This is a genomic window from Halosimplex carlsbadense 2-9-1 (assembly GCF_000337455.1).
In the GTDB taxonomy this organism is placed as follows: domain Archaea; phylum Halobacteriota; class Halobacteria; order Halobacteriales; family Haloarculaceae; genus Halosimplex; species Halosimplex carlsbadense.
On sequence record NZ_AOIU01000047.1, the window covers coordinates 94,950 to 108,561 of the forward strand.

The 13,612-nt window shown below is 71.1% G+C and carries 15 protein-coding genes; 7 read left to right on the forward strand and 8 right to left on the reverse strand.

The window, feature by feature from the left end:
• Positions 1–29: 29 nt before the first annotated feature.
• From C475_RS20640 to C475_RS20655, 4 genes are all read right to left on the reverse strand, one after another.
• The gene (locus tag C475_RS20640; RefSeq protein WP_006885852.1) at positions 30–1,283 is read right to left on the reverse strand and encodes a hypothetical protein; all 1,254 of its coding nucleotides are present in this window, start codon (positions 1,281–1,283) and stop codon (positions 30–32) included.
• Between the two features lie 51 nt (positions 1,284–1,334).
• Entirely contained in the window at positions 1,335–2,357 is a 1,023-nt protein-coding gene (locus C475_RS20645) for a hypothetical protein (RefSeq protein ID WP_161625234.1), read from the reverse strand.
• 31 nt (positions 2,358–2,388) lie between these two features.
• Positions 2,389–2,682 carry a hypothetical protein gene (locus tag C475_RS24100; protein ID WP_006885854.1) on the reverse strand — a complete coding sequence of 98 codons (294 nt, stop codon included), beginning with the start codon at positions 2,680–2,682 and terminating at the stop codon, positions 2,389–2,391.
• Positions 2,683–2,794: 112 nt separating this feature from the next.
• Positions 2,795–3,721 (reverse strand): thiamine-phosphate synthase family protein, encoded by a 927-nt coding sequence (locus C475_RS20655; protein WP_006885855.1) that lies wholly within the window; start codon positions 3,719–3,721, stop codon positions 2,795–2,797.
• 153 nt (positions 3,722–3,874) lie between these two features.
• On the opposite strand from C475_RS20655, the gene C475_RS20660 reads away from it, so the two are divergent.
• The 4 genes from C475_RS20660 (at position 3,875) to C475_RS20670 (ending at position 7,819) form a co-directional block, all read left to right on the forward strand.
• Positions 3,875–4,807 (forward strand): sulfide-dependent adenosine diphosphate thiazole synthase, encoded by a 933-nt coding sequence (locus C475_RS20660; protein WP_006885856.1) that lies wholly within the window; start codon positions 3,875–3,877, stop codon positions 4,805–4,807.
• 298 nt (positions 4,808–5,105) lie between these two features.
• Positions 5,106–5,270: a hypothetical protein gene (locus C475_RS24555; protein WP_193366331.1), complete on the forward strand. Its 165-nt coding sequence runs from the start codon at positions 5,106–5,108 to the stop codon at positions 5,268–5,270.
• Between the two features lie 69 nt (positions 5,271–5,339).
• Complete coding sequence (locus C475_RS20665; protein ID WP_006885857.1) at positions 5,340–6,641, forward strand: outer membrane protein assembly factor BamB family protein; 1,302 nt, start codon at positions 5,340–5,342, stop codon at positions 6,639–6,641.
• Entirely contained in the window at positions 6,638–7,819 is a 1,182-nt protein-coding gene (locus tag C475_RS20670) for an outer membrane protein assembly factor BamB family protein (protein ID WP_006885858.1), read from the forward strand. The genes C475_RS20665 and C475_RS20670 overlap by 4 nt, the downstream gene beginning before the upstream one ends.
• Before the next feature lie 51 nt (positions 7,820–7,870).
• On the opposite strand, the gene C475_RS20675 is transcribed toward C475_RS20670, so the two are convergent.
• Complete coding sequence (locus C475_RS20675; protein WP_006885859.1) at positions 7,871–9,409, reverse strand: SagB/ThcOx family dehydrogenase; 1,539 nt, start codon at positions 9,407–9,409, stop codon at positions 7,871–7,873.
• 111 nt (positions 9,410–9,520) lie between these two features.
• On the opposite strand from C475_RS20675, the gene C475_RS20680 reads away from it, so the two are divergent.
• Positions 9,521–10,483: a patatin-like phospholipase family protein gene (locus tag C475_RS20680; RefSeq protein WP_006885860.1), complete on the forward strand. Its 963-nt coding sequence runs from the start codon at positions 9,521–9,523 to the stop codon at positions 10,481–10,483.
• A 30-nt stretch (positions 10,484–10,513) separates the two neighbouring features.
• Here the strand turns inward: C475_RS20680 and C475_RS20685 are convergent, their stop codons facing one another.
• Positions 10,514–11,209, reverse strand: coding sequence for a hypothetical protein (locus C475_RS20685; protein ID WP_006885861.1), 696 nt, complete (start codon positions 11,207–11,209; stop codon positions 10,514–10,516).
• A gap of 121 nt (positions 11,210–11,330) precedes the next feature.
• Here C475_RS20685 and C475_RS24105 point away from each other — a divergent pair, with 121 nt between their 5' ends.
• The gene (locus C475_RS24105; RefSeq protein ID WP_161625235.1) at positions 11,331–11,477 is read left to right on the forward strand and encodes a hypothetical protein; all 147 of its coding nucleotides are present in this window, start codon (positions 11,331–11,333) and stop codon (positions 11,475–11,477) included.
• 66 nt (positions 11,478–11,543) lie between these two features.
• Positions 11,544–12,326 carry a DUF7001 family protein gene (locus tag C475_RS20690; RefSeq protein WP_006885862.1) on the forward strand — a complete coding sequence of 261 codons (783 nt, stop codon included), beginning with the start codon at positions 11,544–11,546 and terminating at the stop codon, positions 12,324–12,326.
• A 97-nt stretch (positions 12,327–12,423) separates the two neighbouring features.
• Here C475_RS20690 and C475_RS20695 read toward each other — a convergent pair whose 3' ends face one another.
• Entirely contained in the window at positions 12,424–12,702 is a 279-nt protein-coding gene (locus tag C475_RS20695) for a hypothetical protein (protein ID WP_049931102.1), read from the reverse strand.
• Positions 12,703–12,758: 56 nt separating this feature from the next.
• The gene (locus C475_RS20700) at positions 12,759–13,511 is read right to left on the reverse strand and encodes a class I SAM-dependent methyltransferase (RefSeq protein WP_006885864.1); all 753 of its coding nucleotides are present in this window, start codon (positions 13,509–13,511) and stop codon (positions 12,759–12,761) included.
• Between the last annotated feature and the right edge of the window lie 101 nt (positions 13,512–13,612).

The following is a 13,612-nucleotide window of genomic DNA, read 5'->3' on the forward strand; positions in this document are numbered from 1 at the left end:
CGTCGCGGCTCGGCTACAGCGGGACGCGACTACGGCGCGGTGAGGGTGACGGTGCCGGCGGTCCCGCTCGCGGTCGCGTTCGCGACGAACGACTCGGAGCCGCCGAAGACGACGACCGTCTCGTCGCCGATCCGGGTCGACCGAAGACTGGTCGCGTTTCGCGATTCGAGGTCCGTTTCGAGGTCGGCGACGGCCGCGGCGAGTTCGTCGGCGTCGTCCTCGGAGTCCATCCGGAGGACCCAGGCGACGCTCGGATCGGCATCGTCGCCGAACCGAACGAGTCTGTCGGCGCCCCACCCCGTCGCGGCGGTGTCGACGCGCTCGTCCGAGAGGCCAGCGTGGAGCCACGCCCGGAGTTCGACCTCGCCCGCTCGACGGCGCTCCCCGACCGCCCAACGGTCGCCGCCGTCGACCGTCACGTCCAGCGAACGGACCGGTTCCGCGCCGGGTTCGAGGCGGTGGACGACCGCTTCGGCGGACCCGGGCGGCGACTCGAAGACCGCCGAGAGGTTCGTCGGCTCGTCGACTCGCCACTCGACGTAGCGCGCCCCGAAGTAGACCTCGCCGGCCGTCTGTCGGTAGGTTCCGGGAGCGTGGTCGTACAGACACTCCCTGACCCCGACAGGCCGAGACCCGTTCCAGCGCTTGTCGTAGCGGTCGGCGTACTGATTCGTGGTGTACACCGCGACACCACCCGTGAGGTAGGTGGACGCCTCACCGAGTTCGATCATTTCCACGGACCCTGACGCCTGTCCCTGGAACATATGACCGAGTTCGTGGACGAAGATCAGCTCGACGGCTTCCGCCGAGAGGGTCCCCTGCGTGATGGAGATGGAGTCACCGCCGGACGCCGGATAGAACGTCGGACAGTTGGATACCGAGCCCGCCTGCAGTCCCAACGCCGCCTGGTACGGGCGCGGTTCGATCGTCGAGAAGTCGAACGCATCTCGGTCCTCGATGACGACATCGGGAGCCGGTGCGTCGACGCCGAGCAGCCGCTCGACGCGGCGGTAGACGACCGTCGCGTTGAACGGGAGCTCCCCACCGCGAACGGCGACGCGCTGACTCTCGCCGACGCCGTCCGGATCGCCCGGTTCGACTCCGCGCTCGGTGGCCGACGGCTCCGATCCAACGGGGGGTACGGTCGATGTCGCTCCCGGGTCCGAACCGGTCGCGGCCGGCGTCGGATCCGGCGTCGTACTCGCGCCGAACGGGGCTCCACACCCCGCGAGGACGAGGAGACAGGCGCACAGCAGCGTCGGGAGGGCTCGTCGAGTCGCCATGTCGCTCGATGGAACTGTAACTTCAAAATACGATCGGATCGATACGTTCGGCTACGGGACGGTGATCGTCACGTCGCCGGCGGAGCCGGTGGCCTCCCCGCCCGCCGCGAACGACTCGGTCCCGGCGAAGACGACGACCGTCTCGTCGCCGACGCGGGCCGTCTCGACGTTCGTCGCGTTTCGCGATTCGAGCGTCGCTTCGAGGTCGCCGACCGCCGCGGCGAGTTCGTCGGCGTCGGTCGACGAGTCCATGCGCAGGACCCAGGCGACGCCCGTCTCGCCGCCCCGGTCGAAGGCGAGGATCTCGTCGCCTCCCCAGCCGGCCGCGGCGGTGTCGACACGGTCGGCGGGGAGGCCGGTGTAGAGCCACGACCGGAGTCGGAGTTCACCCGCTCGCTCGCGCGTGTCGCCGATCCAGCGGCCGCGCTGTCGGACCGACACCGAGAGGTTCGCGACCGGTTCGGTCCCGGGCGCGAGCCCGTGGATCACCTGTTCGGTCGTCCGTGGCGGCGCGCGGTACACCGCCGAGAGGTTCGCCGGCGAGTCGAGCCGTTGCTCGAAGTGCAGCCCCCCGAAGTAGTAGCGGCCGGCGAGTCCGCGAGTGCCGTCGCCGACGCGGTCGTAGATGCACTCGCGGATGCCCAGCGGGGTCCGTCGGTTCCACGTCTTGTCGTAGCGGTCGGCGTAGCGGTCGGCGACGTAGACGGCGCTGCCCTCGGTGAGCGCGTGGTCGACGGCGTACCGTTCGATCTCGCCGACCCGCTCGTACCCGGCGAGGTCGTCCTGAACGATGTGGACGAACTCGTGGGCGAGGACCAGCTCGACGGCCTGGGCCGAGAGGTTCCCCGGCGCGATGGAGACGGTGTCGGTGGTCGCGAAGGCGGGATAGAACTGGCCACACTGCGAGACCGACCCGCCGTCGCGGCGGTAGCCCAGCGCCTCGGTGGTCGGAGCGAGCTCCGGCGAGGAGAATTCGATCGGTCCGTCGTCGGTCACCTCGACGGTCGGCGCCGGTGCGTCGGCCCCCATCACCCGCTCGACCCGCTGGTACACCATCGTGGCGTTGACGGGCAACTCCCCCCCGCGGACGACGACGCCGTCGCTCTCACCGACGCCGTCGGAGCCGCTGTTCGCCGTCGGTGTCGGGGTCGGCGTCGGTGTCGCCGTAGGCGTCGGTGTCGGGGTCGCTGTCGGCGTCGCCGTAGGCGTCGGTGTCGCTGTCGGCGTCGGTGTCGGAGTAGCCGTCGGTGTCGGCGACGGACTCGGTGTCGGCGAGAGGGTCTGTGGGGCCGAAGGCGTCGCGGTCGGTGTGACCGGGCCGTTCGCAGCCGTCGGAGCGGGGGTCGGTCCGTCGTCGGTGGGCGCGGGCGTCGAGCCGCCACCGAGGAGCGTCGAACACCCGGCGAGGACGACGAGCGTTGCGAGGAGGAGGGTCGCGGTCGGGACGCGGGAACCCATCGCCCCACCTTGGAATGTTAGACAATAAATAGTTCCGGTCGGCGGGACCGCCGTCACTCGGTCCGGGCCGACTCGGCGAGGTCGACGGCGAGGGCGGCCGCCTCGGTCGCCGTCTCGCCGAAGACGTACGTGACCGGTTCGATACCGAACGCTCCCTCGTGATAGGCCACGCGGGGGACGGCGCCGCGGTCGCGGAAGCGCTCGCGCAGGCGCTCGCCGCGCTCCTCGTAGTCGGCGTCGAACGCCAGGGGGTCGATCCCGCGGTCGCGAGCGGCGGCGAGCAGCCCCTCGGACGTGGCGAGGTTGAGCGCGCCGCGGGTTTCGGGGTCGACGGCCGTCGCGGCGCGGATCGTCTCGGCGACGCGCTGGGAGGCGCCGAACTCCGGGTCGGCAGGAAGCACGACCCGGCCGTTGACCGCCTGGAGCCGGCCCGGGACCGCGGCCACGTCGGTCGGATCGGCGGCGTCGGGGACGGCGGTCCCGACGTTCGTGCCGACGTTGGGGACGTGTTCGGCCATCCCCGGCTCGTTGGCGATCCGACGAGCGGCCCGGCGGACGGCCGCCAGCGCCTCGCGCTCGGCGAGGACGGCGTCGTCGGTCCCCCGGACGCACAGATCACAGCCCAATCCATCGAGCGCGGGCATCTCCTCCTCGTGGACGGCGCAGATGGGGCCGCGGTCCTCGAAGACGCGAACGAGGTCGAGCAGCTCCGAGAGAGCCTCGTAGCCGTCCATCGAGCCGTCGGCGAACCCCTCGGCGATGGCCTCGACGGTCGCGGCCATCCGCTCGTCCTCGGCGAAGCGGTCCTCGACGGTCACGTCGCCGCGGAGGTACTTGCTCACCGCCGCTTGGGTCAGTCCGAGGCGGTCGGCGACCTCCTTCTGAGTGAACCCGCGGTCGTGCAACTCCGTCGCCAGCATCGCCCGCGCGGTCGGGAGGAACCGCTCGACCACGATCTCGCTGGGCAACCGCAGTGACATGCCCACACGTTCGCCTGTCCACGGTATAAGCTCGTTGTACAACGAACCCGTGCGGAACCGTGTCGTCGTTCCCCTTCGCGCTCCCGACTGGTCGATTATACAATCGAGTTATATCGAAAGTTGCTTTACCACTGGCTGGTAACACTGGTTAATATGAGCCAGGAAGGCTTCGACAAGTTCAGCGACGTCGGCGAGGCGGAAGTCACCCGAGCGATCGGCCAGGAGTGGACCGAGGAGTTCATGGACTTCTCCGACAGCGACGTGATCATCGTCGGCGGGGGCCCCTCGGGCCTGATGGCGGCGAAAGAACTCGCAGAGCGGGGCGTCCAGGTGATGGTCGTCGAGAAGAACAACTACCTCGGCGGCGGCTTCTGGCTGGGCGGGTTCCTGATGAACAAGGTCACCGTGCGCGACCCGGCCCAGCAGGTCCTCGACGAACTCGACGTCGACCACAAGCAGTCCAAGGACAGCGAGGGGCTGTACGTCGCCAACGGCCCGGAGGCCTGTTCGGGCCTCATCAAGGCCGCTTGCGACGCGGGCGCGAAAATGCAGAACATGACGGAGTTCACCGACATCGTCATCCGCGAGGACCACCGCGTCGGCGGCATCGTCATGAACTGGACGCCCGTCCACGCGCTGCCCCGCGAGATCACCTGCGTCGACCCCATCGCCGTCGAGGCGGACCTGGTCATCGACGCCACCGGTCACGACGCGATGGCCGTCAAGAAGCTCGACGAGCGCGGCGTCCTCAACGCGCCGGGCATCGGCGAGGAGAACAGCGGCATGGACCAGACCGGCGACGACACCTACGGCGCCCCCGGCCACGACTCGCCCGGCCACGACTCGATGTGGGTCGGCGAGAGCGAGGACGCCGTCGTCGAGCACACCGGCCTCGCCCACGACGGCCTCGTCGTCACCGGCATGGCCACCGCGACGACCTACGGCCTGCCGCGGATGGGCCCGACGTTCGGCGCCATGCTCGTCTCCGGCAAGCGCGCCGCCCAGGTCGCCCTCGACGAACTCGAAGTCGACGCCGACCCCGTCGACCTGACGAGCCGCGACGCCGTGGCGTCCGCCGACGACTAGCGTAGACGACCAACCAATTGTTCTGACGCGCGCTGTCGTCTCGGAATCGCTCGCGATTCCGATGGGCCGTCAGAGCTTGCCTCTGACGTTGGCGGCTCTCGTGCCGCGACAGTACCGTGCGAGGGATGAGTGAGCGAGCGAATCGGCTGGGGAGGTTTGTGGCCGATTGCGGTGCTGTGCGAGCGGGTCGAGGGCTTTCGCCGAGTACGCAGACAGTGCCCCGAACGGATCAGCACAACTGCTGTTCACTCATTCGATCCCCGACAGACCTACACGCGAACCCTACCAACATCCGGTTGTGACAGAGGAGCCCGAGTACTGCCGCCTCTGCGGCCGAGAACTCCACGTCGACCTCGCCGCCACGGACAGCCGGAACTGCTGTCTCAACGCGACGCCGATCGCGGGCACCTGCCCCGAGCACGGACCGGTCGGCCCGCACCACGCGACGACCGACCCGTCCTGACGGAGCGCACGGCGACGGGATCCGGCGAAACACAAGGGATTTAGAGCAACTCGTCAACGATCGAATAGAGTGCGACGGAGAACGATCCTGGCTGCGCTCGGGGCCGCGGCGGTGGGGTCGCTGGCGGGCTGCACAGGGGGATGCTCGCCCACGGGCGGGGGAGACACCGACCGCGGGGGCGACGCGGCGACCGGCTGGCGGCAGGTCGGCGGCGGCCCTCACCACACGGGTCGTGCCGCCCCCGAGGAACGACCGCCGTCGGACCCCTCGGCGACGACGCTGGGTCTCGAACCGGTGACTGACAGCGAGCAAGTACACTACTCGCCCGCGAGCGCGCCGGCCGTCGCGGACGGTCGGACGTACGTCGCGACGGGGGTGGGGAGCGAGTGGGACGACGACCCGCCCGGCGGCGTGTACGCGCTCGACCCGGGCCGGTCCGAACCGGTCTGGTCGGTGGCGGTCCCGTCGGGGGTGACCGGGCCGCCGGCGGCGGTCGGCGACGCCGTCGTCGTCGGCGTCCGCGACGAGTCGCTGACCGCCTACGACGCCGAGACGGGCGAACAACGGTGGCGGGTCGCGCTCGGCGGGACGCCCGGTTCCCCGGTGGTCGCCGGCGACCGGGTCTACGTCGGCACGGACGCGGGCCGGCTCGCGGCGGTCGACCCGGGTGGCGCCGAGCGATGTGCCAGCCGGTCGCTCGTGCCGGCGACGGCCAGGCTCACGAAGGGCGGACGGCCGATCCCGGCGGCGCCGGCCGTCGACGGCGAGACGGCGTATCTCCTCGTCGACGGGCGAGCCGAGAACGCGTACGACGAGCGGACGGCCGAGTTGGTGGCGCTCGACCTCGCGTCGGGGGCCGAGCAGTGGCGGTACGCGGCGTCGACGGCGGACCCGCTCGCGGCGCCGTCGGTCGGTGACGGCATCGTTTACGTGTCGCTGGGCGGCGCAGTCCACGCGGTCGACGCGAGCGACGGGACTCGCGAGTGGCGCTTCGCGACCGGCTTCGACCGGCCGAGCCGCCCGGCGGTCGGCGACGGCACCGTCTACGTGAGCGCGAAGAACGTCTACGCGCTGGACGCGGCCACGGGGACAGAGCGGTGGCGCCACGTCAACACGTACGCCGACCGGGACGCCGACCGGGTGCCGCGACATGACGCACCGGTCGTCGCCGGCGACCGGGTCTACGCCGGCCTCGGCGCGCTGGACGCCGCGACGGGCGAGCGCGTCTGGGGGGAGTTCGGCAACCGCGCGGAGTCCGAGTACTTCTGGGGAGACGAGTTCAGGGGGAACGTGGCGCCGGCCGGGCCGGCGGTGGCGGACGGCTCGACGGTCGTGACGCTGCGGTCCGGGCGGGTGGTGTGGTTCGAATGAACCGACGGGCGTACCTCGCGGCCGGGGCGAGCGCCGCGGCGCTGGTCGCCGGCTGTTCGCTCGGCGACACCGAGAGCGACCGCACCTGCTCGGTCGACCCGGCGCGCAATCCCGGCACTGCGGGCTGGCCGACCGCGACGGGCGACTGGCGGAACACGCGGTCGGTCCCGCGGGCGGCGATGCCCGAGCCGCCGCTGTCGATCCAGTGGACCCACGCGGTCGGCGGCCACATCGGAATCCCCGCGCCGACTGTCGCGGACGGCACCGTCTACACGACGAACATGGACACGACGCTGTACGCAGTCGGGGCGGAGGAGGGGCGGGCGCGCTGGAGCGCGCGGATGGCCGGCCCGGGCCTGCCGGTCGTCGCGGGCGACGCGCTGGCGGTCGGCGTGGACGACAGTCACCTCAGGGGTGTCGGGCGAGCCGACGGGGACGAACGCTGGACGGCGAGGCTCCCGGCGGGCGACCGGTTCCCCTACAGGCGACCGGCCGTCGCGGCCGAGTCGGTACTCGCGCCGACGGAACTCGGGCTGGTGGCGTTTGACCCAACCACTGGCGAGGTTCGGTGGCGCTACCGGACGGGGCTGTCGACCGCGCGCCATCCGGCGGTGGCCGACGGGACCGTCTACGTCGGCGGCGCGGACGCGTACGTCCACGCGGTCGACGCCGCGACGGGCGATCGACGGTGGTGGACCAAGACGGCGACAGCGGTCGAGACCCCCGTCGCCGCTGCTCACGGGGCGGTGTACGCCGGGACCGCCGACGGGACCGTCGTCGCGCTGGACGGGGCGACCGGCGAGGTGCGGTGGCGCGGCGAGGTCGACGACCGCCCCGAGCGACTGGCCGTCGACGGCGGTCACGTCTACGTCGGGACCGGCGGGGGACTGGTCGCGCTGCGGGCCGACTCGGGCGAGCGGTGCTGGCGCTACGACGGGTTCAGTCCCTCCTACGCCGGCGGGCTGGCGGCGAGTCCCGACCGGATATTCGCGACGGAAACCGGATCAGACGGCGATATCCCGGGGACCATCGTCGCGCTCGACCCCGCGAGCGGCGAGGTGGCGTGGCGCTTCGCCGGCGCGGCCGACCGGCTGACCAGCGGCCCGGCGGTCGTCGACGGGGCGCTGTACGTCGGCGGCGTGGCCGAGGCGACGCTCTCGCTAGTCAAACTCGCCTGAGCCCGGGGACCGACTCCGGTGGGGCGGTCACCTTCGGACCGGCCGGTCCGCTCAGGCCGGCTTCCCGAACGCGAACAGCGTCATCGGCGTCTGGCCGTCGGCGTGCGGGGCGAGGTACTCGGCGACCTCGGTGTCGAAGAACGTGAACCCCCGGCCACCGAGCGACCTGTGGGCGTAGGTCGCCAGATACAGCCGTCCCAGGACGACCCCGGCCTCCAGTTGCGCGAGCCGATACCCTCGGTTTCCGAACTCCGAGACGACGGCGTCCACGTCGGCGACGAGGTAGACGTTCACCGCGGCGTCGCCGACCACGTCCTGGCCGAGCGCCAGTTCGCCCGCTCGCTCGCGGTCCGTCTCGCGGACCCGCTCCAGCTCGTCGGTTCCGGGGTGATACTCGTAGACGCCCGACTCGATCCCGGAGACCGCGTGGACGAGGCAGTAGCAGTCGACGAGCCCGCGCAGGTCGCCGGCGAAGGCGTCGGCCGGAACCCCGCCCAGCGCCCGGTCCATCACGGTCGCGAACTTCCGGGCGCTGATGGGTTCGCGGCTGTACTCGCGACAGGACCCGCGGCGCTCGATGGCGTTCCCGACCGGGCGAGCCGACGCGGTCTCGGCGTCCACGGGGTCGAGGTCGACCCACTCCGCGTCGTCCGCGCGCTCGCCCAACGAGGCGTCGGCGACCTCGTGGACGAAGATCCCGCGCCACGCCGCCGCGGCGTCCCCGTCCTCCAGCCGGCTCCCTCGCCACGCGTCCGAAACGAGCGGATAGTCGACGGGGTCCTCGGAGAGCGGCCGCTCGGCGGGATCGATCGGGTCGACGTCGGGCGTCTCGACGCTCTCGGCGACCGGCGATCCCGACCCGACTGGGGCGAGCGCCAGCGGCGCCTCCTCGTCGGGATCGAGCCCGAGCAACTCGACGACGGGGTCGTCGGCAAAGCCGGCGACGATTTCCGCGCGGTGGCCGCCGCCGTGGGCGACGGCGAGCAGGTTCGCGAGGACCGTCCCCGCGTCCCAGAAGGCGTGGCGGTAGGTCCGATCGCGATACTTCCAGGCGTTGCGCCACCACTGAGAGGTAGCGACGAACGTGACCGGGGCGTCGGCGACACCGGAGTGGTCGCCAGAGGCCGCCTGGAGGACGCCGCGATAGTCGCCCTCGCGGAGTACGTCGAACTCGCCGGACTGGGGGTCGAAGTGGTAGACGCCCGGGGAGAACGCGCCGCAGTCGCCGGCGACGGCGTAGCAGTCGACGTGGTAGAGCGCGCCGGTGCAGGCGGCCGCGCGGTACCGGTACCGCTCGCCGCCGATCTCCAGCTCCGTCGTGATCCCGGCGGCGTAGTGACAGAGCGTCCCGATGTCGGGGTCGCCGTCGGCGTCGGTCGCGGCGGCCGGCGGCGCGGGACCGTCGGTCGCGACGGCCGCGAGCGCGGGCGTCTCCGGCGGGTCGGGCTCGCCGTTGGGCGAGACCCGAGGCAGGTCCTCGTAGGTCTTGTCGGGCCGGGGCCGGTTCGACTCTTCGCGTTCGAAGTCCCGCTCGCGGAGCCGCTCGGGCGAGTAGCTGGTCCGCTCGTGGTACTCGCGGGCGTCGACCATGCCGGCGGTTCGACCGGGCCGGTCTAACCGCTTGGGGTGGTGTAGAGCGCGCCGACACGCCCCGAGTGGTCGCCGAGACAACACTATCGGTCGGGGGATCGAACGGGGAGTATGACGACGGAGGACACGACGGTCGCGGTCGCCTGCCAGGGCGGGGGGAGCCACACGGCGTTCGCCGGCGGTGCGCTGGCCGAGTTGTTCGAGGGGCTGCCCGCGGACTACGCGGTCGAGGGGCTGAGCGGCACGTCGGGCGGCGCGATCACGGCCGCGGCGGCGTGGGACGCGCTCCGCGCGGACGGCCCGGACGCGGTTACCGGACGAGTGGCCGGCCTCTGGGCGGACATCGCCGCGGACACGGTGGCCGAGCGGACGGTCAACGACCTGGGCGTGTGGACGGTCGGGCTCGCGGCGGCGGGGGCGCCGCTCCCGTCGGTGAGCCCGTACGCGAACCCGGCGGCATGGGCCGGACGGGCGCAGCTGCGCGCGCTCGTCGAGACTCACGTCGACTTCGACCGTTCGGTCGAACCGGAGGGCCCGCGGCTGTTCGTCAGCGCTGTCGACGTACTCGCCGGGCGGTTTCGGACGTTCGACGAACGCGCGGTGACCCCCGAGGTGTTGCTGGCGTCGGCCGCGGCGCCCCGGATCTTCCCGGCGGTCGACCTCGACGGCGTCCCTCACTGGGACGGGCTGTTCGCGCGGAATCCGCCGATCAAACCCTTCCTCGTCGAACCGGACGACGTGGCGGACAAGCCCGACGAGATCTGGGTCGTCCGGGTCAACCCCGGCCGTCGCGAGACCGAACCGCGGAGCGAGCGGGCGATCGCCGACCGCCGTGACGAGCTGGCGGCCGACATCTCGCTGACCGAGCAGATCGACTTCGTCGAGCAGGTCTCGGAGTGGCTCGAGGCGGAGTGGCTCCCCCGCTCGGCGTACAAACCGGTGACCGTCCGACAGGCCGTCCTCTCGAAGCCGCTGTCGCTGGCCTCGCGGGTCGACCGCGACCCCGACCTGATCGACGACCTGTTCGAGCGGGGACGGGCCGCCGGCGCCGCCCTCCTCGCCGACCTCCCGTGAGCCGGCCGCGCCCGGGCGCCCCGCCGCCGGTCACGCGGGCTCGACTACCAGCGTCTCAGTCGCGCCGGGCTGGAACTCGTAGGGCACCTCGCGGAACTCGACGGCGTGGCCCTCCGCGCGGAGCGCGTCGGCCACGGGCTCGACGAACGACGACCGGGTGCGGTCGAGCGAGTGCAGCGGAAAGACGCGCACCTCCTCGCGGGCGACGCGCACGAGGTCGCGGAGGGCCGCCTCGTGAAACGCGCGGTCGAGCCGGTCGTCGTAGACGAACAGCAGATTCGCCGCGAGGGCGAGGTCGACGCTGTCGTCGGCGAGCGGGATGTCGGGGAGCACGCCCGCGACGTACCGGCCGGGGTGAGTCGCGTAGTCGGCGAGGAATCGCTCGGCGGCCGCCCGGAGGTACCGGCCGCGCGTCTCCGCGTCGCCGTAGAAGTCCCAGACGAAGAGATCCCGCTTCTCGCGGAGCTGATCGAGGTTGTACGCGATGGCCTCGTCGAGCCGCGGTTCGAGTTCCGCGGTCGCCGGGCCGTAGAGGGGATCCACGGCGACCGCACCGTCGGCGAGTTCCGCCGCCGTCGCCGTGAACGCCCCCGCTCCTCCGCCGCAGTCCAGCACTTCTCTCCCCGCGATGTCCTCGACTCGCAGGTCGAACATCCGCCGGTACTCCGCGAACGTTCGCCCGATCGTCAGGAAGTCGGCCTCGACCTCGAACATCTCGCAGGACATGATTGTGTTGTAATGTACAGTATTGTACACTGGTGTATAATAATTCCGGGTTCGTAACTCGAAATCATCCGGCAAGCGAGTGACCAGTCAGAATATGGCGTGTGGGAACGTACCACGAACTATGCCCGAGACAGCAACGCGGGAGCGCGACTACGTGGGGTGTCCGGCGCCGGCGTGCAACCGGAAAGACAGGCGGAGCGTCATCAGGGAACACCTCGCCGAGATGGACGACCAGCGCCACGAACGCTTCGACGGCACGGAGATATAGCCGTCGCGGAACCACGGTTCGACCGCGAGCCGCAACTCGTTTGACCGGGTGGTACCACCGATTCGTATGGTCGAAGAGGTCACCCTGTATCGGGCACCCACCACGGAGGCCGACGCCGACGCGGTCGCCGACTGGCTCCGCGAGCGGGTCGGTGCCGACGTGAGCGTACGCGACAGGTTTCTGTCCGTCTTCGGGGACGAGAACCGGGACGGTGACGGGAGCCTCGCCGAGTCGTTCGCCGAGGCGCGGGTGCTCTCGCCGTACGAGCGAGAGACGGGCAACACGATGGTCGGCATCGTCCGCTACGAGCGGCGGGCGCTGGAGAACCCCGAGCGGGCCGGCGGCGTCATCTACGACGGGCTGGCGGTCCAGTCGATCCTCACCGAACTGCTTCCCGACGAGGAGCGGGGCCTGGACCACCTGCACGTCCCCCTCATAGATCGCGTCGTCGGCACCTGGGGCGACCACGACGGGCGCTGGCACAAGCGCGTGAACGTCCTCGGTCAGCCCGGCGTGGTGTCCGTCCCGGGCCTCTACGAGGCGCCCGCCAAGCCAGAGCAGTACTACAAGGAACAGCAGAAACACGCCCTGCTCTCCGGTGGTGCGCCGCCCCGCGAAGTGCTGGAGAACGAGGTCGACGGGGAGTTCCTCGTCGAATCCGATCCCCGAACGACGGAGGCGCTGCGGGGCTACGTCCTCCAGTGTTACCACTATCTGGAGACGGGCGAGGACTTCTGCGACGAGGAGGGTTGTCGCCTGCACAACCCACACCGCCAGCCCGGCGTCGTCCGGGCGCAGCTACGGGATCCGGCGTTCTGCGACCGTCACGCGGAGACCTACGACGCGTGACGGTCGCAGAGCACGGGAGACCTCGTCTCCCGGCGTTCTGTCCCGAACACGCCGAGCGGTATCGAGAGTAGCGCGAAGGGGTCGGCCGGCGGACCGTCTACGCGAGCGCGATCCCGGCACCGACGGCGACGCTCGTCAGCGCCAGGCCGGCGAGGGCGACCGCCGTCGTCCGCTCCAGACCCTCGTCCGAGTCGTCGGGGTCGAACCCGCGACCCGTCAGGACACCGACGCCGACGGCGACCGCCGAGAGTCCGCCGGCCAGCGCCAGCGCCGTCCAGGGTTCGAGTCCGTGCTGTGCGATCGATCGTGCGGCGGACCCGGCGAGGAGCACGCCGGTCGCTATCGGGGCCGCACCTGTCGCTCTGTTGGAGGGCATCGTCTAGGGTTCCGACGCGATGCCCAAAAGTATGGCGACGGGGACGCCAACGGCGCTCACGCCTCGGCAACCACGGCGATCTCCTGTCGCTCTGCCTCCGGGTCCGGCTCCGAGCGGTCGTAGCCACCGTACATCGTCCAGCCGCTGTACCCGGTCGCGTCGAGGAGTAGTTCGACCTCGCGTGCGTGGAGCAGTTTCGAGCGCTGTGCGCCCTCGGCGACGAGGTCGCCGTCGGCGTCGTACACCCGCCGCTCGGCACGGGTGATCTCCTCGACCCGGTCGACGAACTCCGTCGTCGTCACCTGGGTGTACTGTTCGCCGTCGATTTCGACCGGGATCTCCCGCTCGACGCCGTAGCTCTCGGCGATCGGCTCCGGACTCAACTGCGGGAAATCGAGGATCAGCCGCCCGTCGTCGGTGAGATGCTCGCGGATCCGCCGTAGCGTCCGTTTCTGGTCGTCCACGGTGACCGCGTTCATGAACGTCCGCAGCGGGACGACGACCAGGTCGAACGACCGGTCGAGGTCGAAGGTTCGCATGTCGGCGCGCTCGACGGTCGGATCGAGCCCACGGTCGGCGGCCGCCGATTCGAGTTCGTCCAGCATCCCGCGGGAGATGTCGATCCCGTGCGCGTCGACGCCCGCGTCGAGGAGTTCGAGGTAGACGCGACCGGTGCCGCACCCGACTTCGAGGACGGGACCGTTGGCACGTTGGGCTTCCTCGACCCAGAAGCCCACGTCGTGTTCGATCGGGTTCACCGCCTCGTAGTACGGCGCGATCTCGTCGAAGTACGCTTCCGGCGACTGCATGCGTCTTCGACCGGTCGGCGAGGTATTATGTCGTCGCCTGTCGGTGAGAATTGCGGCCGTCGCTGACAGTGATTCGACCGCACTCGATTCGACTGTACTCG

Bases quoted from the DNA above. Each gene is read 5' to 3' on its own strand.
- C475_RS20695 (WP_049931102.1), bottom strand. From the start codon at position 12,702: ATGCCCTCCAACAGAGCGACAGGTGCGGCCCCGATAGCGACCGGCGTG.
- C475_RS20670 (WP_006885858.1), top strand. From the start codon at position 6,638: ATGAACCGACGGGCGTACCTCGCGGCCGGGGCGAGCGCCGCGGCGCTG.
- C475_RS24105 (WP_161625235.1), top strand. From the start codon at position 11,331: ATGCCCGAGACAGCAACGCGGGAGCGCGACTACGTGGGGTGTCCGGCG.
- C475_RS20640 (WP_006885852.1), bottom strand. From the start codon at position 1,283: ATGGCGACTCGACGAGCCCTCCCGACGCTGCTGTGCGCCTGTCTCCTC.
- C475_RS20655 (WP_006885855.1), bottom strand. From the start codon at position 3,721: ATGTCACTGCGGTTGCCCAGCGAGATCGTGGTCGAGCGGTTCCTCCCG.
- C475_RS20685 (WP_006885861.1), bottom strand. From the start codon at position 11,209: ATGTCCTGCGAGATGTTCGAGGTCGAGGCCGACTTCCTGACGATCGGG.
- C475_RS20690 (WP_006885862.1), top strand. From the start codon at position 11,544: ATGGTCGAAGAGGTCACCCTGTATCGGGCACCCACCACGGAGGCCGAC.
- C475_RS20675 (WP_006885859.1), bottom strand. From the start codon at position 9,409: ATGGTCGACGCCCGCGAGTACCACGAGCGGACCAGCTACTCGCCCGAG.
- C475_RS20700 (WP_006885864.1), bottom strand. From the start codon at position 13,511: ATGCAGTCGCCGGAAGCGTACTTCGACGAGATCGCGCCGTACTACGAG.
- C475_RS20660 (WP_006885856.1), top strand. From the start codon at position 3,875: ATGAGCCAGGAAGGCTTCGACAAGTTCAGCGACGTCGGCGAGGCGGAA.
- C475_RS20680 (WP_006885860.1), top strand. From the start codon at position 9,521: ATGACGACGGAGGACACGACGGTCGCGGTCGCCTGCCAGGGCGGGGGG.